Source organism: Bacillus sp. L75 (assembly GCF_003676355.1).
Taxonomy (GTDB): domain Bacteria; phylum Bacillota; class Bacilli; order Bacillales; family Bacillaceae; genus Bacillus; species Bacillus velezensis.
In genome coordinates, this window is the sequence record NZ_ML064904.1 from 152,600 (window position 1) to 171,658 (window position 19,059).

Annotated in this window: 20 protein-coding genes, 1 tRNA gene, 5 pseudogenes and 1 riboswitch; of the genes and pseudogenes, 13 read left to right on the forward strand and 13 right to left on the reverse strand. The window is 43.8% G+C overall.

Annotation, left to right across the window (positions count from 1 at the left end; genetic code table 11):
- Positions 1 to 45: 45 nt before the first annotated feature.
- The 3 genes from D5S11_RS09380 to D5S11_RS09390 all read left to right on the forward strand — a co-directional run bounded on the left by D5S11_RS09380 (position 46) and on the right by D5S11_RS09390 (position 3,472).
- Complete coding sequence (locus D5S11_RS09380; RefSeq protein WP_108725039.1) at positions 46 to 1,158, forward strand: glycoside hydrolase family 53 protein; 1,113 nt, start codon at positions 46 to 48, stop codon at positions 1,156 to 1,158.
- A 285-nt stretch (positions 1,159 to 1,443) separates the two neighbouring features.
- Complete coding sequence (locus tag D5S11_RS09385; RefSeq protein WP_007407329.1) at positions 1,444 to 1,917, forward strand: MarR family transcriptional regulator; 474 nt, start codon at positions 1,444 to 1,446, stop codon at positions 1,915 to 1,917.
- A 142-nt stretch (positions 1,918 to 2,059) separates the two neighbouring features.
- Positions 2,060 to 3,472 carry an MDR family MFS transporter gene (locus D5S11_RS09390; protein ID WP_020955659.1) on the forward strand — a complete coding sequence of 471 codons (1,413 nt, stop codon included), beginning with the start codon at positions 2,060 to 2,062 and terminating at the stop codon, positions 3,470 to 3,472.
- A gap of 99 nt (positions 3,473 to 3,571) precedes the next feature.
- Here the strand turns inward: D5S11_RS09390 and D5S11_RS09395 are convergent, their stop codons facing one another.
- The 4 genes from D5S11_RS09395 to D5S11_RS09410 form a co-directional block, all read right to left on the reverse strand.
- A complete protein-coding gene (locus D5S11_RS09395) occupies positions 3,572 to 3,853 on the reverse strand; it encodes a putative quinol monooxygenase (protein ID WP_032866134.1) in 282 nt (93 codons plus the stop codon).
- A gap of 109 nt (positions 3,854 to 3,962) precedes the next feature.
- On the reverse strand, positions 3,963 to 4,883 hold the full coding sequence (gene bla, locus D5S11_RS09400; protein WP_108725040.1) for a class A beta-lactamase: 921 nt from the start codon (positions 4,881 to 4,883) through the stop codon (positions 3,963 to 3,965).
- A gap of 353 nt (positions 4,884 to 5,236) precedes the next feature.
- Positions 5,237 to 5,623 (reverse strand): VOC family protein, encoded by a 387-nt coding sequence (locus D5S11_RS09405; RefSeq protein WP_007407334.1) that lies wholly within the window; start codon positions 5,621 to 5,623, stop codon positions 5,237 to 5,239.
- A 289-nt stretch (positions 5,624 to 5,912) separates the two neighbouring features.
- Positions 5,913 to 6,275: a hypothetical protein gene (locus D5S11_RS09410; RefSeq protein WP_108725041.1), complete on the reverse strand. Its 363-nt coding sequence runs from the start codon at positions 6,273 to 6,275 to the stop codon at positions 5,913 to 5,915.
- Between the two features lie 521 nt (positions 6,276 to 6,796).
- On the opposite strand from D5S11_RS09410, the gene D5S11_RS09415 reads away from it, so the two are divergent.
- Positions 6,797 to 8,665, forward strand: a complete 1,869-nt coding sequence (locus tag D5S11_RS09415) for a ribonuclease YeeF family protein (protein WP_108725042.1) — start codon at positions 6,797 to 6,799, stop codon at positions 8,663 to 8,665.
- Between the two features lie 6 nt (positions 8,666 to 8,671).
- Complete coding sequence (locus D5S11_RS09420; protein WP_032866138.1) at positions 8,672 to 8,971, forward strand: contact-dependent growth inhibition system immunity protein; 300 nt, start codon at positions 8,672 to 8,674, stop codon at positions 8,969 to 8,971.
- 40 nt (positions 8,972 to 9,011) lie between these two features.
- Here the strand turns inward: D5S11_RS09420 and D5S11_RS20470 are convergent.
- From D5S11_RS20470 to D5S11_RS09435, 4 pseudogenes are all read right to left on the reverse strand, one after another.
- Positions 9,012 to 9,110, reverse strand: a pseudogene (locus tag D5S11_RS20470) (peptidoglycan-binding domain-containing protein); the annotation flags it as partial.
- A 108-nt stretch (positions 9,111 to 9,218) separates the two neighbouring features.
- Positions 9,219 to 9,488 (reverse strand): annotated as a pseudogene (locus D5S11_RS20400) (DUF2992 family protein); the annotation flags it as partial.
- Positions 9,489 to 9,530: 42 nt separating this feature from the next.
- A pseudogene (locus D5S11_RS09430) lies at positions 9,531 to 9,644 on the reverse strand (peptidoglycan-binding domain-containing protein); the annotation flags it as partial.
- A gap of 130 nt (positions 9,645 to 9,774) precedes the next feature.
- A pseudogene (locus D5S11_RS09435) lies at positions 9,775 to 9,889 on the reverse strand (N-acetylmuramoyl-L-alanine amidase); the annotation flags it as partial.
- Between the two features lie 285 nt (positions 9,890 to 10,174).
- On the opposite strand from D5S11_RS09435, the pseudogene D5S11_RS09440 reads away from it, so the two are divergent.
- A pseudogene (locus D5S11_RS09440) lies at positions 10,175 to 10,915 on the forward strand (RNase A-like domain-containing protein); the annotation flags it as partial.
- A 16-nt stretch (positions 10,916 to 10,931) separates the two neighbouring features.
- Positions 10,932 to 11,222, forward strand: a complete 291-nt coding sequence (locus D5S11_RS09445; RefSeq protein ID WP_032866139.1) for a contact-dependent growth inhibition system immunity protein — start codon at positions 10,932 to 10,934, stop codon at positions 11,220 to 11,222.
- Between the two features lie 277 nt (positions 11,223 to 11,499).
- Here D5S11_RS09445 and D5S11_RS09450 read toward each other — a convergent pair.
- The 3 genes from D5S11_RS09450 to D5S11_RS09460 form a co-directional block, all read right to left on the reverse strand.
- A tRNA-Val gene (locus D5S11_RS09450) sits at positions 11,500 to 11,572 on the reverse strand.
- Positions 11,573 to 11,710: 138 nt separating this feature from the next.
- Positions 11,711 to 12,886: a cystathionine beta-lyase gene (gene metC, locus D5S11_RS09455; RefSeq protein ID WP_007409073.1), complete on the reverse strand. Its 1,176-nt coding sequence runs from the start codon at positions 12,884 to 12,886 to the stop codon at positions 11,711 to 11,713.
- Positions 12,879 to 14,000 carry a methionine biosynthesis PLP-dependent protein gene (locus D5S11_RS09460; protein WP_047935612.1) on the reverse strand — a complete coding sequence of 374 codons (1,122 nt, stop codon included), beginning with the start codon at positions 13,998 to 14,000 and terminating at the stop codon, positions 12,879 to 12,881. Before D5S11_RS09460 ends, metC begins: the two co-directional genes overlap by 8 nt.
- Positions 14,001 to 14,069: 69 nt before the next feature.
- Positions 14,070 to 14,195: riboswitch (SAM riboswitch) on the reverse strand.
- Between the two features lie 174 nt (positions 14,196 to 14,369).
- On the opposite strand from D5S11_RS09460, the gene D5S11_RS09465 reads away from it, so the two are divergent.
- The 6 genes from D5S11_RS09465 (at position 14,370) to D5S11_RS09490 (ending at position 17,914) form a co-directional block, all read left to right on the forward strand.
- The gene (locus D5S11_RS09465) at positions 14,370 to 15,092 is read left to right on the forward strand and encodes an esterase family protein (protein WP_007409075.1); all 723 of its coding nucleotides are present in this window, start codon (positions 14,370 to 14,372) and stop codon (positions 15,090 to 15,092) included.
- Positions 15,093 to 15,117: 25 nt separating this feature from the next.
- Positions 15,118 to 15,633, forward strand: a complete 516-nt coding sequence (locus D5S11_RS09470) for a YjcG family protein (protein WP_007409076.1) — start codon at positions 15,118 to 15,120, stop codon at positions 15,631 to 15,633.
- A gap of 4 nt (positions 15,634 to 15,637) precedes the next feature.
- Positions 15,638 to 16,069 (forward strand): GNAT family N-acetyltransferase, encoded by a 432-nt coding sequence (locus tag D5S11_RS09475; protein WP_012117312.1) that lies wholly within the window; start codon positions 15,638 to 15,640, stop codon positions 16,067 to 16,069.
- Positions 16,070 to 16,227: 158 nt separating this feature from the next.
- Positions 16,228 to 16,461, forward strand: a complete 234-nt coding sequence (locus tag D5S11_RS09480; protein ID WP_003154973.1) for an AbrB/MazE/SpoVT family DNA-binding domain-containing protein — start codon at positions 16,228 to 16,230, stop codon at positions 16,459 to 16,461.
- On the forward strand, positions 16,462 to 17,199 hold the full coding sequence (locus tag D5S11_RS09485) for an ABC transporter ATP-binding protein (RefSeq protein WP_020955650.1): 738 nt from the start codon (positions 16,462 to 16,464) through the stop codon (positions 17,197 to 17,199). It begins immediately after the preceding gene.
- Entirely contained in the window at positions 17,192 to 17,914 is a 723-nt protein-coding gene (locus D5S11_RS09490; RefSeq protein ID WP_047935611.1) for an ABC transporter permease, read from the forward strand. Before D5S11_RS09485 ends, D5S11_RS09490 begins: the two co-directional genes overlap by 8 nt.
- A gap of 41 nt (positions 17,915 to 17,955) precedes the next feature.
- Here D5S11_RS09490 and bla (D5S11_RS09495) read toward each other — a convergent pair whose 3' ends face one another.
- Positions 17,956 to 18,705 (reverse strand): subclass B1 metallo-beta-lactamase, encoded by a 750-nt coding sequence (gene bla / locus D5S11_RS09495; protein ID WP_047935608.1) that lies wholly within the window; start codon positions 18,703 to 18,705, stop codon positions 17,956 to 17,958.
- Between the two features lie 68 nt (positions 18,706 to 18,773).
- Positions 18,774 to 19,028: a hypothetical protein gene (locus D5S11_RS09500; protein WP_007409082.1), complete on the reverse strand. Its 255-nt coding sequence runs from the start codon at positions 19,026 to 19,028 to the stop codon at positions 18,774 to 18,776.
- Between the last annotated feature and the right edge of the window lie 31 nt (positions 19,029 to 19,059).

Consider the following 19,059-nt stretch of genomic DNA (forward strand, 5'->3'; position numbering starts at 1 on the left):
CAGAGTGAAATCAATCAACAATTTTTTTTATCAGGAGGTATTGTGATGTTCAAAAACCGATTGAAACGTGTATTTGTAAACGCAATCTGTCTTTCTCTCATTTTCACTGCTTTTACATTCTTTGAGAAGTCTCCTAAAGCAAAAGCGGAAGCCCCGTTTGCCTATGGCGCTGATATAGGATGGCTGAAACAAATGGAGGACGAAGGTGTGCGCTGGCTGGATGACGGCGGAAAACAGAAAGATGCCTTGCAGATTCTTAAAGATCACGGAATAAATGCCGTGAGACTGAGAGTGTTTGTGAATCCGCCAAGCAGCTATTATTGGCTGAAAGACGGCACAACATGGACCATGCTCGGCTATAGTGACAAAGCGGGCGTACTTGCGGCGGCCAAAAGGGCAAAAGCGTTAGGAATGAAGGTAATGGTTGACTTCCATTACAGTGATGTGTTCGCTGATCCAGGCCACCAGATCAAGCCGAACAAATGGAACGGTTATTCAAACAGCCAGCTGCAGGCAGCCGTGTATAACCATACGTACGATGTCATGAAAGAACTTAAAAATCACGGCATCTCCCCTGATTGGGTGCAAGTAGGGAATGAAATGAATTCAGGAATTTTACTGCCCGACGGCAGCACGAACGATTTCAGCAAATTGACCGGCTTACTGAACAAAGGCTATGACGCCGTGAAATCCGTCAGCCCGGCCACCAAGGTCATCAGCCATTTGGCACACGGCACGGACAACAGCCTATTCAGATGGTGGTTTGATCAATTCATTAAAAACGGAGGAAAAACCGACATCATCGGCGTTTCGTTCTATCCCTATTGGGAAGGCAAGCCGTACTGGGAGCTCACCAGCCATTTATCATCTAATTTGAATGACATCGCCTCACGCTACAACAAGGAAGTCATGGTGGTTGAACTGGGCGGAGATGAAAATAATCCGAAAGATTCCTACTGGACCATAAAAGACACCATAAAACTGGTGAAAGCGGTTCCGAACGGCAAAGGAATCGGCGTATTTTACTGGGAACCCGAAGCTCACTCCAGCGTTCTGTCAGACGCGTACCCATTAGGCGCAACCGCCAAAGTGTCTAAAAACGTCTTGAAATACACAACCGCAATCGACGCTTTTCATGATGCCGCAACAGGAAAATGATTGATGCGAATCTCAAGCAGGCTCATTGTGCAGCCTGCTTTTTTATAAGGCTGTAGTGTTGGCCTGTTATGAAACAGAGCAAGTAACGAATACGGAAAGAAAAATACCCGAAAACCCACGTTTCGGTTAAAAAGCCGCTTTTTAAATAGAATACTTCTTCTGTTCCCCCTCCTTCTTATTTCTGCGCACTATCTCTCAGTTCCTAAATAATAACTTTACGATTGTTGAAAAAGAAACAAACATTTTATAATATTGTGTAAGCACCACCGAGCAGGAGGACGGGACATGGACAAAAAAGAACAGCTCCTCACGGATTTCAGGGACTTTTTTAACAAGATGGTGTGGCTGAATAGGCTGAAGATGGAAGAAAGCCTTAAGGGGCATAAACCTTCTGAAGTGCATTGCATCGAATTCATCGAAAAAATTGAAGACGCCAATGTGACTAAACTTGCGGAGTCCCTTTATATGACAAGAGGCGCCATAAGTAAATTAACGAAGAAGCTTATCAATAAAGGCCTTATTGAAAGCTATCAGAAGCCGCTTAACAAGAAAGAAATCTATTTCAGGCTTACTGAGCAAGGAAAAGTCATTTATAAAATTCACGAGGAATTGCACAAAGAGTTTCAAGAACGGGACAAAATCGTGTTTGAACAAGTAACTGATGAACAATTTGACACGATGCTGAACTTCGTGGAAACATACAGCAGGCATTTGGATTCAGAAATAAAGAAACTTGGTGCAGACATGAAATCGGAATAAATATGAATAAAACCATAGGCAGCCCTTCTCCATGAAAACGGGCTGCCTTTTTATATCCCTCTTATTGTTGACAAAGAAACAAAATCACTCTATTATTTTGTTGACAAGGAAACAAAGACAGCAATTTTGAGAGGAGAGTAATATGTCAACACATAAAAGAAAGGAACTTCGGGTGCCAAAAGAAGTTCTCACAGCCGCCTGGGCTATTGCACTGGGAGCAATCGCTCCAATGCTTGACTCTACGATGGTAAACATCGCCATCGACAAACTGACCAAAGACTTCAACACGACATTGGATACCATTCAGTGGTCCGTTACAGGCTATGTCTTAGCACTTGCGATTGCAGTACCCGTATCCGGCTGGCTTATGAATAAATATAACGGTAAGAAAATCTTCATCGGCTCAGTCATCGCCTTTGGTGTCATTTCTGTTTTTGCGGGGATGAGCCGTGACGTTTCCAGCTTCATCTTCTTCCGTTTGCTTCAAGGATTCAGCGCCGGTATTATGACTCCGCTTATGTCAACACTCTTGGTTAAAACGGCAGGTCCGGAAAACCTGGGAAAAGTGATGGCAATCGTCAGTACCCCTATGATCTTCGGCCCGATCTTAGGACCTGTCATCGGAGGCTTCATCGTCCAAGGCGCTTCATGGCATTGGATTTTTTACATCAACGTGTTCATCGTTTTGATTGCTGCACCGCTTATGATGAAAACCATTCCAGAATTTGAACCATTCAACAAAGATCGTAAACTCGATATTTTCGGGATTATCAATTTGTCATTAATGAGCGCGGCATTGATGTACGGTATTACAAAAGCGGCGGATCATGCATCATTTAACAATAGCGACACCATTTTATGGGTGGGCATCGGTCTTGTTTCAGCAGTCATTTATCTTGTATATAATCTGATCCAGAAAAACCAAACCGTGCTGCCTATGAATTTGTTTGCAAACAAGAGCTTCTTATCATCTTCGATCGGGTTGTTCTTAGCGAATGTTGCCATCATGGGGCCGATGTTAATACTTCCGCTGTTTTTTCAAAACATTCGTCATTTCACGGCAGCCGGAGCAGCACTCGCTTTAATCCCTCAAGGAGTCGGAATGCTCGTGACTCGTCCGCTGATCGGAAAAATGATTGATAAGATCGGTGCGAAATACGTGGTTACGGTCAGTCTTGTTCTTTCGCTGATCGGATCTATCCCGCTTATTTTTATCACCGATAACACAAGTATGATTTGGATTTCCGTCGTATTATTTATCCGCGGCACCAGTTTTGGAGGAATTATGCTCCCATTGATGAGTGACGCTTATACAGGTCTTGACAGCAAACAGCTTCCGGAAGCGGGTGTCGGTATTCATATGATTGAAAACCTCGGTTCCAGCTTTGGGTCAGCTGTGATCGCAACCGTTACCGCAACTGTCATACAAGGATTGCAGCCGACGATTTCGAACAGTTTAAAAGGCTACCATGCCGGATTCTTAGTATCCGTCATCATCCTTGCGGCCATCTTCATTCCAAGTCTGTTCCTTACCCATAAAAAGACTGCCATATAAAGAACTTTTTAAAGTAAAAAACCCTTGCACAGCAAGGGTTTTAGTGAATAAAACTGATGATGGTTGCCGGCAGAGTCAGCCAACAACAGACAAAGCCTTTTACTCATTCACATTGCTTTTCATTAACCATTCTACTTCCGTTAATTCTTGTTTTTGAACGTCTTTTGTATGTTTTTTCGTAAAATGGACTTTAACAGCTTCTTCGTTTTCCCAAATCTCCCAAAGCATGAGTTTGCGTTCTGATGGTTCGAGCGGATAAGCATGGAACTGAATACAGCCTTCTTCTTTGTTCGTTTCTTCCTCAAGTTTTTTGAACTCTTTCATTATTTCATTAAGGTCTTTATCACTGATGATTTTTAAGCATGCCGTTATGTAATGCATCGAAATTCCCCCTCTTCCCATCTTTTTATGGCTTTACATTATAACATCGAAACCGGCATACCGCATTCTCAACATATAAAAAACCGTCCATAAAAAATGTTGGCAATGTTTATTTAAGAGCATTTAGAGCGACTTTTGCAGCCTCAGCGATAAGAGCATTATTATAATTGGCATCTTCCGTAAACCGGTTTGACAGGATTGCCAAAACAATTGGGGCTCTGTCAGGCTGCCAAACGATCGCAATGTCGTTTCGTGTGCCGTAGCTTCCGGCTCCGGATTTATCGCCGACTTCCCATCCTGCAGGAGCGCCTGCCCGAATCAGTTCGTCGCCGGTAGCGTTGCCCCGCATCCAATCTGTTAAAATCGTGCGCTTGTCAGCCGTGAGAGTGTTACTCAAAGCGAAAGTCTTAAGGTCAGTTGCCAGTGCTTTTGCGGTGCTTGTGTCACGACGATCCCCGGGAATCGCAGAGTTTAGATCCGTCTCGAATCGATCAGCTTTCGTTACATGATCCCCGATCTGTTTCAATGATTTTTCAAAACCTTTGGGACCGCCAAGCTGCTGCAGCAATAGGTTCCCGGCGGTATTATCGCTGTAACGGACAGCGGCTTCTGAGATTTCTTTCAGGCTCATGCCTGTATCCAGGTGTTTTTCTGTGATTGGAGAATATGTAACTAAATCGTCTTTGCTGTAGCGGATGATGGCATTAAGTTTTTCATTTGAGCTTTTCTTCAGAACAGCAGCTGCAGCCAGAACTTTATAGGTTGATGCGTAAGCAAACCGTTCATTCGGCCGATAGGCGATTGTCTTGTTTGAACCTGTATCAATCGCATAAACGCCGAGCCTGGCATCAAATTTTTTCTCAAGCTGAACAAATTTTTGATTCGTTATACAACTTGTCATTTTTGTGTTTTCTATAGACTTCGCTTCAGCATGCGCTGAGCCGAATAAAGGATTGAAACCGGTAAAGCTTAAACATAAAAGTCCAATGCATAGTCCAACTTGTATTCCCGCTTTATTTTTCACATCCAGACCTCCTCATTAAAATGATTTTGTATACATCTTCTAATTAACATTACAAACAGGATGAAAGTCAATATATTTCCTTTGAATGATTAAATCCTGTATTCTGATTCATCCCCTTATTTGCGCTTAAATGCGCCGCCCTTGCCGTCTGAATGTTTGCATTTCCGCTTCGTGTTCATCATCTATTTGTTATCCCTCCGTGCAAATAAAAACGGACACCAGTCAGAGCACAGTGATGCTGTGCAATGATCAGTGTCCGCAGGCTTTCCGTCTTGGACCTATATATGTTTCTCTTGCAGACTATAAAAATCATAAGGTAAGTTAACAAACGCATTACCTTAATCCTGCCAGTCAAAAAATTATATCATTTTATATATTTCAATAAGATTATTATCTGGATCTCTGAAATGAGCAACTCGTGCACGCCATTCCTGACGATCATGTGGTTCATTGACGCATTTAATCCCTTGCTTGTGCAGATAGTCATACGTTTTATCAACATCTTCTACCTTAAACTGAAGCAAAAATCTTGATTGCGCATCTCCGTCTAAAGATTTTCTTTCTTCTCCAACTATTTCAGCCATATTTTCTCGAGATAAAAGCTCTATTTTCGTTTCTCCATTATCGAAGAGTGCATATTCCATTTCCTTCTCTAACCAACTGATTGGAAGTCCTAATGAATCTTTATAAAACTCGACGCTTTTCTTAAAGTCATTAACCAATAGTCTAATTTGCAGCAATTTCATATTGAACGCCTCCTATCATTTTACTGGCCATTCATTTAATCATACAATAGGGACCTGACAGCATTATGTCAAGTTTCCATAAATTTTTTTCCATACTGCACCTAAATTTCGGATGAAAGCCTTCGGAGATTCATGAAACTGCGTTTGATCAATTCACATTCTTGGTTTGAATTTTCCTTCACTTCACCGTGGAGGCTCCGGCCGTGTAAGTCGCGCATCCGTAAACATCCGGCCGCCGCTCCTGTAAGTAAAACAACTGATAAATGATTGACTGAATCGTTTTTCACCGTCATTGCTTCCCCTGTTTTTTGTATTCTGCGATTTCCTTAGGGGTAGCCTTCCGGACTCCGTCTGCGTCTGTCCTGTTTGCCACTTGAGCGCCTTCCATGTTTTTTATCTCGCTGACTACTCCCAAATGCTCTAAATACACATGATCACCAATCTTGAAACGATTCAGTTTAGCCCGCTCCTCGGTCATGCTCCTGTATTCAGTCGCGGCTTTCATTTTTAATTCAGCCAGACACATTTGACAAAGGGTTACTGTTACAGAATTGCCGTTAAAATCAGTAAACGAAACCGATCTGACAGATTCCTTTTCCGGGTGCATCGTGCATGTTTTCTTCATAGGCGATGGCCGTGTAAATTTAATCATTCCGCTTCCTCCTCAAAAAAGTCGCTTCGTCCCTCTGACGTAACAGCGGATGAATGGGAAGTTCCATACACCCGCATCCGAACCGTCACAATACATGGAGATTGCCTTTCCTTCGCCGGCTGACGGATATTCATACATCCTGCATAGCTGTAAAGCCTATATTTCTTTATATTCCCAATGCTCGCCGCATTTCCCTGTTAGGATGAAGTTTCTAAAGCTGTTGACCAGTTGCCGCATGTTGGCTCCATGCGAAAAGCCATGTGGACCGCCGTATCCCAATTCATACGGGTAATTTTCAGCCCTCTCATATGTGTGTATGCTTTTTAAAGGAGGTGCATCACATGATGTTCTAACAACCCATTCAACCTAAAGCTAACTCTTCCCCAATTCCCGATCATAAAATAAGTAAATTTACCCAGAACAAATTAATCATTTTGCACTTTCAAAATACTTATTTGTCTTTCCCTTCATTCCTCCATGGTAATATCTTGTTGAACCTTTTTAAAAGAAAGGATATGGTCATGAAAGTTTTCGAAGCAACCACCCTCCTCGCCGCTGCCAAACAGCGTGCGAGTGAATACAAAAAACTGCGCGGCCAGATGGTCAATCTAAAAAAAGCGTTTCAAGGCATGGCTGATCTTGGTGACGGCGATTTCTCAGGCCGGGGCGCTGACAACATCAAAGCTTTTTTCAAAGACCACGCCGGCGTCACAGACAGCTGGCTTGATCTGATCGACATGAAAATCGCATTTCTCACAAGCCTTCCCGGTAAGGTCGAAGATGCCGGACTTTCCAATTCGCATGTAGAGGAATCATTTCTAGAGCACGAGCTCACCCATGCCCTCAGTAAATCAAAGGCGATTATGGAAGAGCAGAAAAAGGACATGCGCTCCATCCTCGGAGAGATCGAAGACATTATCTCGCTCGATCTGTTTTCAACCGAAAGCACAGATCAGGAGCTTTCTTCAGCTGACAAAAAAAGAAGCGAAACGATACATAAACTCGGCAAGCTCGATCACGATCTAATGAAAGAATACGCAGAAACCGAAGCGAACGAACAGTTCATCCAAGCTGACTTCCAGCAGCTTCAAAACGCCACGGGCAAAGGTAAAAGCGCCACGCCGCTTCACTACAACGCCAAAGCGTATCGTGAAAGCGACATCCATAAGAAAAAAGGCGATATCGCAAGACTTTCAGATGCTTATTTGACGATTAAAAAGGAAGAAGCGAAAGAGCGTGAAATCAAGGATCTGAAGAAAAAGCTGGCCGATGGTGTCACCGATCCGGATGAGTATTTGGAAATCGCGAAAAAGATCGGCTATGAAAACCTTGAACCCGCTCAGGTGCAATATGTGATGCAGCTTGAACAAGCAAAACAGCTCGAAGAAGTCGGAGAAACGGCTTGGGATATCGTCAAAGGAATAGGCGTCGGCCTTTATGATGTCGGGAAAGACACCATAACAGGCGTCAAAGATCTGGCTGTCGGCGCATGGGATTTTTACCTTCTCTCTGATGAACAAAAAGTCGCTAAAACCATATCAGCTGTATTGAACACACCCTCCTACGCAAAAATCATATGGACAAACCTGGCGGATTCGTGGAATGATAAAATGGTTAACGGGGATGCGTATTCAAGATCACATTACATCACCTACGCCATCGGGAGCATTGTCGGGCTCAAAGGTTCCGGCTCAGCTGTAAAAGTATCAAGCAAGCTCGCCAAAACAGGTGCCGCCAAAGTGGATAACGTCTTGGAAGCCGGTGAAAAAGCGGCTGCAAAACATGTAAAAACAGGGATTGAAAAAGGAAAAGACTATATCAATTCCGTTTCGAAAAATAAGTACGAACCCGCACTTGCCGGAATAGCACAGGATATTGAAAATACTCATAATGTGAAGAATACGCCTTTGTTGAAAAGTATTATTGAAGATCAGAAAGAGAGTGTGCTCAGAAAATCTGTGTCTTCTGACAATAGCGGCATACATAGTGTTAAACAAGGAGACAGCAGTCCTCTCGCACCAGGCGGTGGCTTAGCTGCTCATGAAGCAAAAGGCGGACACCTTATAGAAAGACATGTTGGTAAGACTGATGAAGAGTTATTACAGAGGCTACAGATAAACAAGAAGATACGGGCCTCTTCTAGTTTCACTGATAGGCCAACTGCAGAAAGAGTCGCTAATGAAACATTAACTAAACATAAAAAGGAAATTGAAGAGTGGTTAAAAAGTGATGTTAATGATCCATTACCGTTACCTTATAGAGGAACCGAAGTTATAGGTAGAGGAGTTCGTAAAGGTTCAAATGAAGTTAAAGATATGACTAATGCTAGAATAGTATTAAAGAAAAATGAAGATGGTAGCTTTATACTAACAGGCTACCCAACGAGGTGATATATAATGATTGAAATTAAAGTTTCTGATCCTGTATTTAGATTTCTCGGTGGACATTTCCACCAAGATATAGAGTCTCCGGAAGATGCACTTGATGAATATTTAAATGAAGCATCTCAAAAACTAAAAGAAAGAGATTTAATAGCACTAACTGAGTTTGTAAATAGTGATCATTCAGAAGAAGACAAGAATGAATTTATAGAGGAAGCAGCGGATGGTATATACTTTCCTGAAGATGATATAACTCCATTAGAATGGCTTAAGCAAGTCACTGAACAAATTAAAAAACATCTTAAAACAACATAGTTAGAGAAAAAGAGCCCTCTTATAAGAAGGGCTTCTTTTATTAATTCAATTTCGCTTTCGTTTTTGGTCCGTAAATGCCGTCTGGCTTCAAACCATACATGAGCTGAATCGTACTGAAACGTTCAGCCGCATTTACTGATGTAAGTGTATTTGAATAAATTGCAGAAAAACCCTCCTCGTCTTGAGAAGGGCTCTGACTTATACTTCTTTTTCTCTAAATCAGTCCGAAGCAAAAAACTGATGCCGCTCAACTTTTCAATCTGCCCCTATGCTTTTCTTTTGCTTTTTGTTTTCTGATTAAATATTTTTGTTCCTTTATTTTTTCTCTTTATTTTCTATTCAGTTGTTTTTTCTTTTCTTGTTTCAAGCTCCTGTTTTATCGCTTTTTATGCCTTAGTTGATATCCCGATATTTTTCATCTCTTTAGAAGCTTGTCGTTGCAATCTTTTTGGGTTTAATTTCTTAGATTTTGCTTTAACACAAACCTCTTCTTGTCAGTGTGGGAGAGAGTCTGTAAAAAAGGAAAGGGTCTCCGCTTATTTTAACAACACTTCAAGTTTTACTTTGGTTCAAGCGCATAAATTCCATCAGCTTTTAATCCATTCATCAATTGAAATCGAATTACTGCATTCGCTGTCTTCGCTCCATATGCACCATCAATCCCGAAGTTCTTTCGCTATAATGAAGGGCGACAGCGCCGTTCGAATCTGTTTTACGCTCTCCCCTCGGATTTTAATGGGTTTTCAACTTTAAAAAACCGGAAGACAAGAGGAAGGATGCTTTCTTGCCTTCAGATGAAGAGCCCCCTGAATCACTTCTTTATCATCGACGGCAAAATGATAGCTTGTCGATTCGCTGTTACCCGACATATAACTGATTTCATTGGCGGCCGCATGCGTCATTTCCTGTATTGTGAATGATTTTCGGAGTGCCGCTGTATTTGCCATAAAAAACTAAATATTCCGTTTTTCAAATACAAAAAAACAGCTGGATTAACCAGCTGCTGATCGTTATCACTTTAGCCGTTCAGTGATACGAAATTTCTGTATTTCTCTGAAATGAACAGGTTTCGGCAAAGACCGCCGCCTTAAAGGCGATGTTTATCTCCCTTGCAGTATACAGCGAATGTACTTCAAAATCAGCCCAAAAAGCAGTTCCGTCCCCAATTCGCCCCTCGATGAATGATGACAAAATCAATAAATAAGCATCGTCGGACTAAAAGGTTCCGGCTCAGCTGTAAAAGTATCAAGCAAGCTCGCCAAAACAGGTGCCGCCAAAGTGGATAACGTCTTGGAAGCCGGTGAAAAAGCGGCTGCAAAACATGTAAAAACAGGGATTGAAAAAGGAAAAGACTATATCAATTCCGTTTCGAAAAATAAGTACGAACCCGCACTTGCCGGAATAGCACAGGATATTGAAAATACTCATAATGTGAAAAACACTCCTTTGTTGAAAAGTATTATTGAAGATCGGAAAGAGAGTGTGCTCAGAAAATCTGTGTCTTCTGACAATAGCGGCATACATAGTGTTAAACAAGGAGACAGCAGTCCTCTCGCACCAGGCGGTGGCTTAGCTGCTCATGAAGCAAAAGGCGGGCATCTTATAGAAAGACATGTTGGGAAAACAGATAAAGAATTAATAGAAAGACTGAAAACTGATCCTAACCCACATATTACAGCTTCATCTACTTTTAAAGATAGGGCTACCGCTGAAAGAATTGCTAATTCAGTTTTAAACGATCCAAAAAATATAAAGAAAATCGAAAATTGGATTGATGATCCTAAAAAACCTAAATTAATGTTAAGATACAAGGGCGATGGAGAAATAATCGGCAGAAGTGTATCAAGAAATTCAGATCTAGTAGAAAACGTTACAAACGCAAAAATTATACTCAAAAAAGATAATAACGGTAACTTTATCCTTACAGGATATCCAACCAAATAGAAAGAGAGGAAGTATCATGGATGAAAGGTATGATTTCTTAGATGAATTAGAAAATTTTTTAGGTGCAACATTTCATCAAGATATCCAATCCCCTGAACACGCCTTAGACGAATTTATTGAGGAAATTAGTAAAGAAGGTTTGCTATTTACAGTAAAGTATTGCGAAGAGTTTCTAAATAGCGATCTAACTAAACAAGAAAAGGAAGACATTATAAAGTGTAATGCAGAAATATATTTCCCGACAATTGGCTTACCGCCTATAGAATGGTTGAAAAGTGTAATAGAGCAACTAAAAGAGGCTATTTAAAAGAAACACTGAAAGGCCCCCATTTTATGAGAGGGCCTTTTTATATTGATACCGAATTTTTCGGCTTTCTTATCCGATAGAAATGCAATACCGACAGTGCGGTTTGGATCTACTTGACGGCATCACTAGCTGAACTTTTCAACAATTTTGCCCCTAAAAGAGATACGAACAATAAATTTCGAGCCGAAAAATCAAGTTCGCCAACAACTTGCGAATTTGATAAACCGGCTTTATTAAGGGAAAGTAAAAAACCCTTGCTACGCAAGGGTTCTGGCTATGATTCCGACTGGGCTCGAACCAGCGACCTCTACCCTGTCAAGGTAGCGCTCTCCCAGCTGAGCTACGGAATCATGATATGTATGTGTTGCTGGGTATGTTGTTGTCTCTCTGACATTTATAATTATATATCCTGATTTCTCATTCGTCAACACTTTTTTTATCTAAAATAAAAAAAGGGCGCGTCGCAAAATTGACGGCGCCCTTTTCGTTTATGATCTCACTTGGGCAGGGGTTATTTTTTTCAATGCCTGTTCGAAGTCCCGCTCTAAATCTTCGGCGTTTTCGACTCCGACGCTCAAGCGCAGAAGGCCGTCTGTGATGCCGCGTTTCTCCCTCTCTGCTTTCGGCATGGCGGCATGCGACATGGCTGCAGGGTATGAGAGAATGGATTCGACGGCGCCGAGGCTGACGGCAAATACCGGAAGCGATACGTTTTCGACCAGCTTTTTGACGGCTTCTTTGCTTTCCAATTCAAAGGACAGGACGGCGCCCGCTCCGCTCGCTTGCCGTTTATGGGTATCGGCTCCCGGGTGTCCGGCAAGGCCGGGATAGTAAACGTTTTTGATGGCGGGATGTCCGTCAAAATAGGCAGCCAGCCGCTCAGCCGTCCGGCTCGCTTTTTCCAGTCTGACCTGCAATGTTTTTAAGCCTCTCAATACGAGCCAGCAGTCCTGAACGCCGAGCACCGCTCCAAATGAATTTTGCAGCTTATACAGCTGATTGCCGAGCTCTTCATCTTTTACGGCGGCAAGGCCTGACAGCACGTCGCTGTGGCCGCTTAAAAATTTCGTCGCACTGTGAAGCACGATATCTACGCCGAGATCAAGCGGACGCTGCAGAGCAGGCGTCATAAAAGTATTGTCAAGGTATGTCAGACAGCCGTGATCCTTTGCCAGTTTGACGACGCCCTTAATATCCGTGATGCCGAGCGTCGGGTTTGACGGTGTTTCCATATAGATGGCTTTCGTATTCGGCCGGATGGCGCGGGCGACCGCTTCTGTGTCCGTCATATCGACAAAGGTATGTTCGATCCCGAAACGGGACAGAACCTCAGTCACCATGCGGAATGTTCCGCCGTACACATCCTCCGTGACGAGGACATGGTCGCCTTGGGATAAGAGCAGAAATGCCGTCGAAATCGCCGCCATTCCCGAGCTGAAAGCAAAGCCTCTCGTTCCGCCTTCAAGACCTGCGATCGTTTCTTCAAGCGCTGTTCTTGTCGGTGTGCCTGAGCGGCTGTAGTCATATGTCCCGAATTCTTCAAATGAAGACTGATGGAATGTGGAAGCATGCTGAATCGGGACGCTGACGGCTCCGGTGGCTCCGTCTGTTTTAAATGGATTGTGCACGAGCTGGGTTTCCAGCGTCCAATTGTGATTACTCATATGACACGGCCCCCTCTTTTACTTGCTGTAATGCCTGCTTTACATCCCGCTTCAAATCTTCTGCATGTTCAATGCCCACTGAAAATCTCAGCAGACGGTTGCAGACGCCGTTTGCGATACGGATGTCTTCTGGAATATCCATGTGCGTCTGTGTCGCGGGGTATGTAATAAAGCTTTCCACCCCGCCGAGACTTTCTGCGAAACAGATCGTTTTCAGCGCCTTTAAAAACGGATTAACCCATTCCTCTTTTTGCAGCCGGAAAGACAGCATCCCGCCTTTTCCAGGATATAACACGTCGGCGATTTCTTCTTCCTGTTCTAAAAATTCTGCAAGTTCACGGGCGTTTTCTTCATGACGGCGCATTCTGAGTCCGAGTGTTTTCATCCCTCTCATTAAAAGCCACGAATCAAACGGCGGGAGAACGGCGCCGATCGCATTTTGGTGATTAAACATGATCTCGCCGAGCTCTTCATCCTTTACGACAGCAAGACCGGCAAGGAGATCATTGTGCCCCGCTAAATATTTTGTGGCGCTGTGAATGACGATATCAGCTCCCAGTTCAAGCGGACGCTGGAGCACCGGGGTATAAAACGTATTATCCACAATCAAAAGCAGGCCGGCTTCTTTCGTAATCCGGGCGATTTTTTCAATGTCCGCCTCCTGCATTAACGGGTTTGTCGGCGTTTCAACAAATACCGCTTTCGTGTTTTCCGTTATTTTGGAGCGTAAACAGTCTTCATCGCTGAAATCATCGTAAATAAAGCTTAAGCCGTATTTTCTCCATTCGTTTTCAAACAAACGGTACGTGCCTCCGTATAAATCGGAGGATACAATCAATTCATCCCCGCTTTTAAATAAAGCCATAATCGTTTGAATGGCTGCCATTCCCGAGCTGAAGGCAAAGCCTCTCGCACCGTTTTCCAACACGGCGATAGCGTCTTCAACGAGCTGGCGTGTCGGGTTTTTCGTGCGCACGTAGTCAAAACCTGTAGATTCTCCTATTCCTCTATGGCGGTAAGCGGTGGACAGATAAATCGGCGGACTGACCGTTCCCGTTGCTTCTTCGCTTCTATTTCCGATTTGGGCTAATTTTGTATCAACATGCTGCATCATCAGTAAGCACCATCCTTTTTCAAAAATAAAAAAGCCCCCTCTTCATAAGAAGAAGGAGCTTTTCTCTTCCTCTTATCTTCCAAGCATGTGAATCGCTTGCTGGATTTAGCACCTTGGCACTTTGCCTTCCCGCGGCAAAGCAAACCGGTTGCTGAGGTTTCAAAGGGCCAGTCCCTCCACCTCTCGTGATAAGAATATTGTTTTGTATTTTCTGATTGTTCTATATTAACGCACTATAAAATGAATTTCAATAACTTTTTATTTATCTGAACTCTCGCAAGAAGTGCATCTGAAGAAAGAAATTTCTAATAATTCATGGTACAATAGGAAAAAACCATCAAGACAAGAAGCGGCCTGGAGGAATGCGAAGTGGCATCAAAAAACGGAATCATTCATGAGAAAAAACTTTTCTCCCATGAGCTTGAAGAGGAAATGACCGTTTTGGTCTACCTGCCCGCCACCTTCTCCCCCCTGTATAAATATCATACGGTCATCGCTCAGGACGGCCATGATTATTTCAGATTAGGGAGAATCGGGCGGCAGGCGGAAGAGCTTATGTCAAAAGGGGAAATTGACCGCTGCATCATTATCGGCGTCCCTTATAAAAATGTGCGGGAGCGAAGAAACACATACCATCCAGAAGGGTCTAAGTTCGCCTCATATAAGCGATTCATCGCAAATGAGCTCGTTCCTTTTATCGACAAAGAATACCCGACTTATCAAGTCGGATACGGCCGCACCATGATCGGGGATTCCCTCGGCGGAACCGTTTCGCTTATGACGGCGATTGACTATCCGAACATGTTTGGAAACGTCATCATGCAGTCTCCGTATGTTGACGGGCACGTGCTGGATGCCGTCCGGCAGTCGGAGGATCTCAAACAGATTTCCGTTTATCATCAAATCGGAGAAAAAGAAACCGGCGTTCACACGACAGACGGCCAGGTTCTTGATTTCACCGCGCCGAACGAAGAGCTCAAACAGCTGCTGGAAAGCAAACAGTCTGAATACACGTATGAAACCTTCGACGGGGATCATAAATGGACCTACTGGCAGCCGCTCATCACGCCGGCGCTGAAAAAAATGCTGTAACCATTCATTTAAGGAGGGAACTTTCATGAAATACGGTATTGTTTTATTTCCATCAAAAAAATTACAGGATCTCGCAAATTCGTACCGGAAACGCTACGACCCGAGCTACGCGCTCATTCCTCCGCACCTGACGCTAAGAGATCCGTTTGAAGCGACAGAACAGGAAATCGAGCAGGTCGTATCACAGCTGAGACAGACGGCGAAAGAGTCGCATCCGCTCGTTCTGAAAATCACAAAATACAGCTCGTTTTCTCCTGTGAATAATGTGATATATATGAAAGCAGAGCCGACGGAGGAATTAAAATCTCTGAGTGAGAAATGCTACTCAGGAGCATTATCCGGCGAGCCGGAATACAGCTTCGTTCCGCATGTCACGGTCGGCCAGAAGCTGTCGTCAGATGAACATTCCGACGTACTCGGACAGCTGAAAATGCTGGACATTTCCCACGAAGAAGTCATCGACCGTTTTCACTTGCTCTATCAGCTGGATAACGGCTCATGGACTGTGTATGAAACATTTTTATTAGGCGGAGGAGAATAACTGCTTGGAATCCATCATCGCAAAAACTGAAAAACAGCTAAACGACGCTTTTTTCGTCAGAAAAGAGGTCTTTGTTAAAGAACAGCACGTTCCGGAAGAAGAAGAGATTGATCAATTCGAAGACACGTCAGAGCATATAGTCATATATGACGGCGGCCAGCCGGTCGGAGCCGGCAGATGGCGCTTGAAAGACGGGCATGGAAAATTAGAGCGCATCTGCGTGATGAAAAGCCATCGTTCTTTAGGCGTCGGAGCCATCATTATGCAGGCGCTTGAAAAAGCGGCGGCAGCCAAAGGCGCCGACAGCTTTATCTTACATGCGCAGACGCAGGCGGTTCCGTTTTACGAAAAACAAGGATACCGCGTCACATCCGGCGAAGAATTTCTCGATGCGGGCATCCCCCATCTGGAAATGATAAAGGAACACAAACGATAAAATCAAAAGCACTCCTGTTATATGGCAGGAGTGCTTTTTTATGAAAATAAAACTATTTCATGAATTTTATTGAATTTTATGGAAGATCAATGTATGTTTAGTATACGAAGTATTACAATTCATACAAAAAATACAATTCATATTTCGGAGGGATAAACATGACGGCACCAAAAGGAAAACACATATTCGGGACTGTTAAAGTGGGCACAAAAGGACAGATTGTCATTCCTAAAGAAGCAAGAGATGTTTTCGATATAAATCCGGGGGATTCACTGCTTATGCTTGGGGATGACCAGCAAGGTATCGCACTTGTTAAACAAGAACTCTTTTTCGAGTTTGCAAAAGATATTTTAAACGCTAAGCAAATCGACGCAGATAGCGAGGATGAGTAAATGCACGCGATTGAGCTGAAGCAATTAACGAAACATTATAAAGAAACCGCCGCCGTTGACCGTCTTGAGTTCTCAGTTGAGAAAGGGGAATTTTTTGCTTTACTCGGTGAGAACGGAGCCGGAAAAACGACATTAATCAGTATGCTTTGCGGACTCCTTTCTCCGGATGACGGTGATGCATCAGTGCTTGGACACAGTATTTTGACTGATTTAGATAAAATAAAACCGAAATTGAATATGTCCCCGCAGGAAACAGCTATCGCTCCTCATCTAACCGTACGGGAAAACTTAGAGTTTATAGCCGGTGTCTACGGAATTCCGAAAAAAGAAGCAAAAAAAAGAACAGATGAGATGCTCGAATTGTTTCAATTAAAAGAGAAAGAAAGAGCAAAAACCAAAACATTATCAGGAGGAATGCAGCGCCGCCTCAGCATCGCAATGGGAATGATCACCAAGCCGGATATTTATTTCTTAGATGAGCCGACATTAGGGCTGGACGTCCGTTCGCGCCGCGAGTTGTGGAAAAATCTTGAGGCATTAAAGGGTGACATGACGATTATTTTAACGACACACTATTTAGAAGAGGCTGAAGCCCTGGCAGATCGTATTTGCATTTTAGAAAATGGGACTTTAAAAGCACTGGGCACGGCGGAGGATCTGAAAAAGCAAACTCATTCAGCTACATTTGAAGATGCCTTTTTAGCGATTTGTGACGGGGAGGCGGGTCTTTATGCTTGATTTCGCCATTCGCAACCGCAAAGAAATTTTTCGTGACCCCCTGTCTATTATCCTTGGAATCGCCCTGCCTGTTATTCTATTGTTTCTGTTTACGGCGATTGAAAAAAATGCGCCGCTTGATACCTTTAAAATTCAGCATTTAGCACCCGGACTCATTGTTTTCGGTTTTGCTTTCCTTACGATGTTCTCTGCATTGCTGATCGCAAAAGACAAACAGACCGCCCTTTTGACCCGTTTGTTTGCTTCCCCTTTAAAAACAGCCGATTATGTCATCGGTTATGCAATACCGATGCTGCCGTTAGCCATTTTACAAATCGTCATTTGTTTTATCGCTGCTGCTGCTGCCGGTTTATCCGCCGAGTGGATGAATCTTCTCGCAGGTATCGCTGTCTTGCTGCCGATTGCGATGATGTCCGTTTTCTTCGGTTTATGTTTAGGGGCTGTGTTTACGGACAAACAAATTTCAGGTATCGGAACGATTTATATTACACTCGTGCAATTTCTGGGCGGGGCTTGGATGGAGGTGAGCCTGCTCGGTGACACATTCAAACATATCGCTTATGCCTTACCGTTTATTCACTCGATCGAGCTGGCCCAGGAAGTCATAACCGGAGATTATTCTTCCTTTCATCAGCATATTTGGCCGATAGCGGGATATACCGTTTTGGCGCTTGCACTTGCTTTCCTCAGTTTTATGAAAATCAGGAAGAGATAAAAAAAGCCGGCACTCCGTAATGGGAGCGCCGGTCTTCTTTATTACGTTTCTTTCAGAAGGTTTATTGTATGCGGCAGCAGACGATCATCCCCCGGACTGCCATGGCCCGGAACGACAATGCTGATGTCCTGATACCTTTTCATGACTTTGCGGACGGCGCGCGGCCACTTATCCGGATAAAAGCCCGGAGTAGGCACGATTTCCTTTGTTTCTAAAGCCTTGATTAAGCAACCGCCGAATAAGAGCTTATCCTCAGGCAGCCAGACGGTCATATTGTCTTCCGTATGCCCTTTTCCCGGATAAAACGTTTCAATTTTCATATCGCCAAACTGCAGCTTTGTCACGTTTTTCAAATCTCCGAGCGGCCGGTCATATCCCTGCTCTCGGGCGAAGTCGGCGGTCAGCTTCGTGCTGTGCACCTTTACGCCGTATTTGTACAGGGTGTTCAGCCCGCCGATACGATCATCATGGGCGTGTGTCACAATGGCATCGGTCATCCTTTTGCCGGGAAACCGCTTTTTTATTTGTGTCATTAATTGCTCTGTGAGACTGTCATTCCACGGAGTATCAATCAGTACGATTCCTTTGGAAGTCTCAAGAAGCAATCCGTTCGCAGGGACGGGACTTCCGTCTGCCGTACCGGTGCTTGTATGCATCCAAACATGCGGCGCCAGCTGTGTGAGAGTGACACCTTTTGCTGCGGAGCCCTCCGCAGCGTCTGCCGGTTTCATTCCGGCAGTAAAGAGGCCGAATAGAAATAACCCCGCAATTAATAATGAAAGCTTTCTCAAATTGAATCATTCCTTTCCGCATCTTTCATATATACGACTCAAAAAAGCCCGGATATATCCGGGCTTTTTCACACGTATTGATTTATCAACCGGCCTTTTCCCATGATTTGCGGCAGACGGGAAAGAGAGCGCTTACGTTTTTCCTCATGTACTTTCTTTTCTGCGGCTGCGGTGTTTTCCTGGCGGCGCTCCACCTCTCTGTACACCCTGTCATTGGCAAGGGCGGCCGCTTTCGTAATGCCGGCATAATCAGACTTATAACCCGCTGCCCGGTTTGCGTATTGAGAATACTGCTGGTTTTGAATCCGTCCTGCATAAATCATATGTACCCCTCCCCTTCGCTTTCATTTCCCT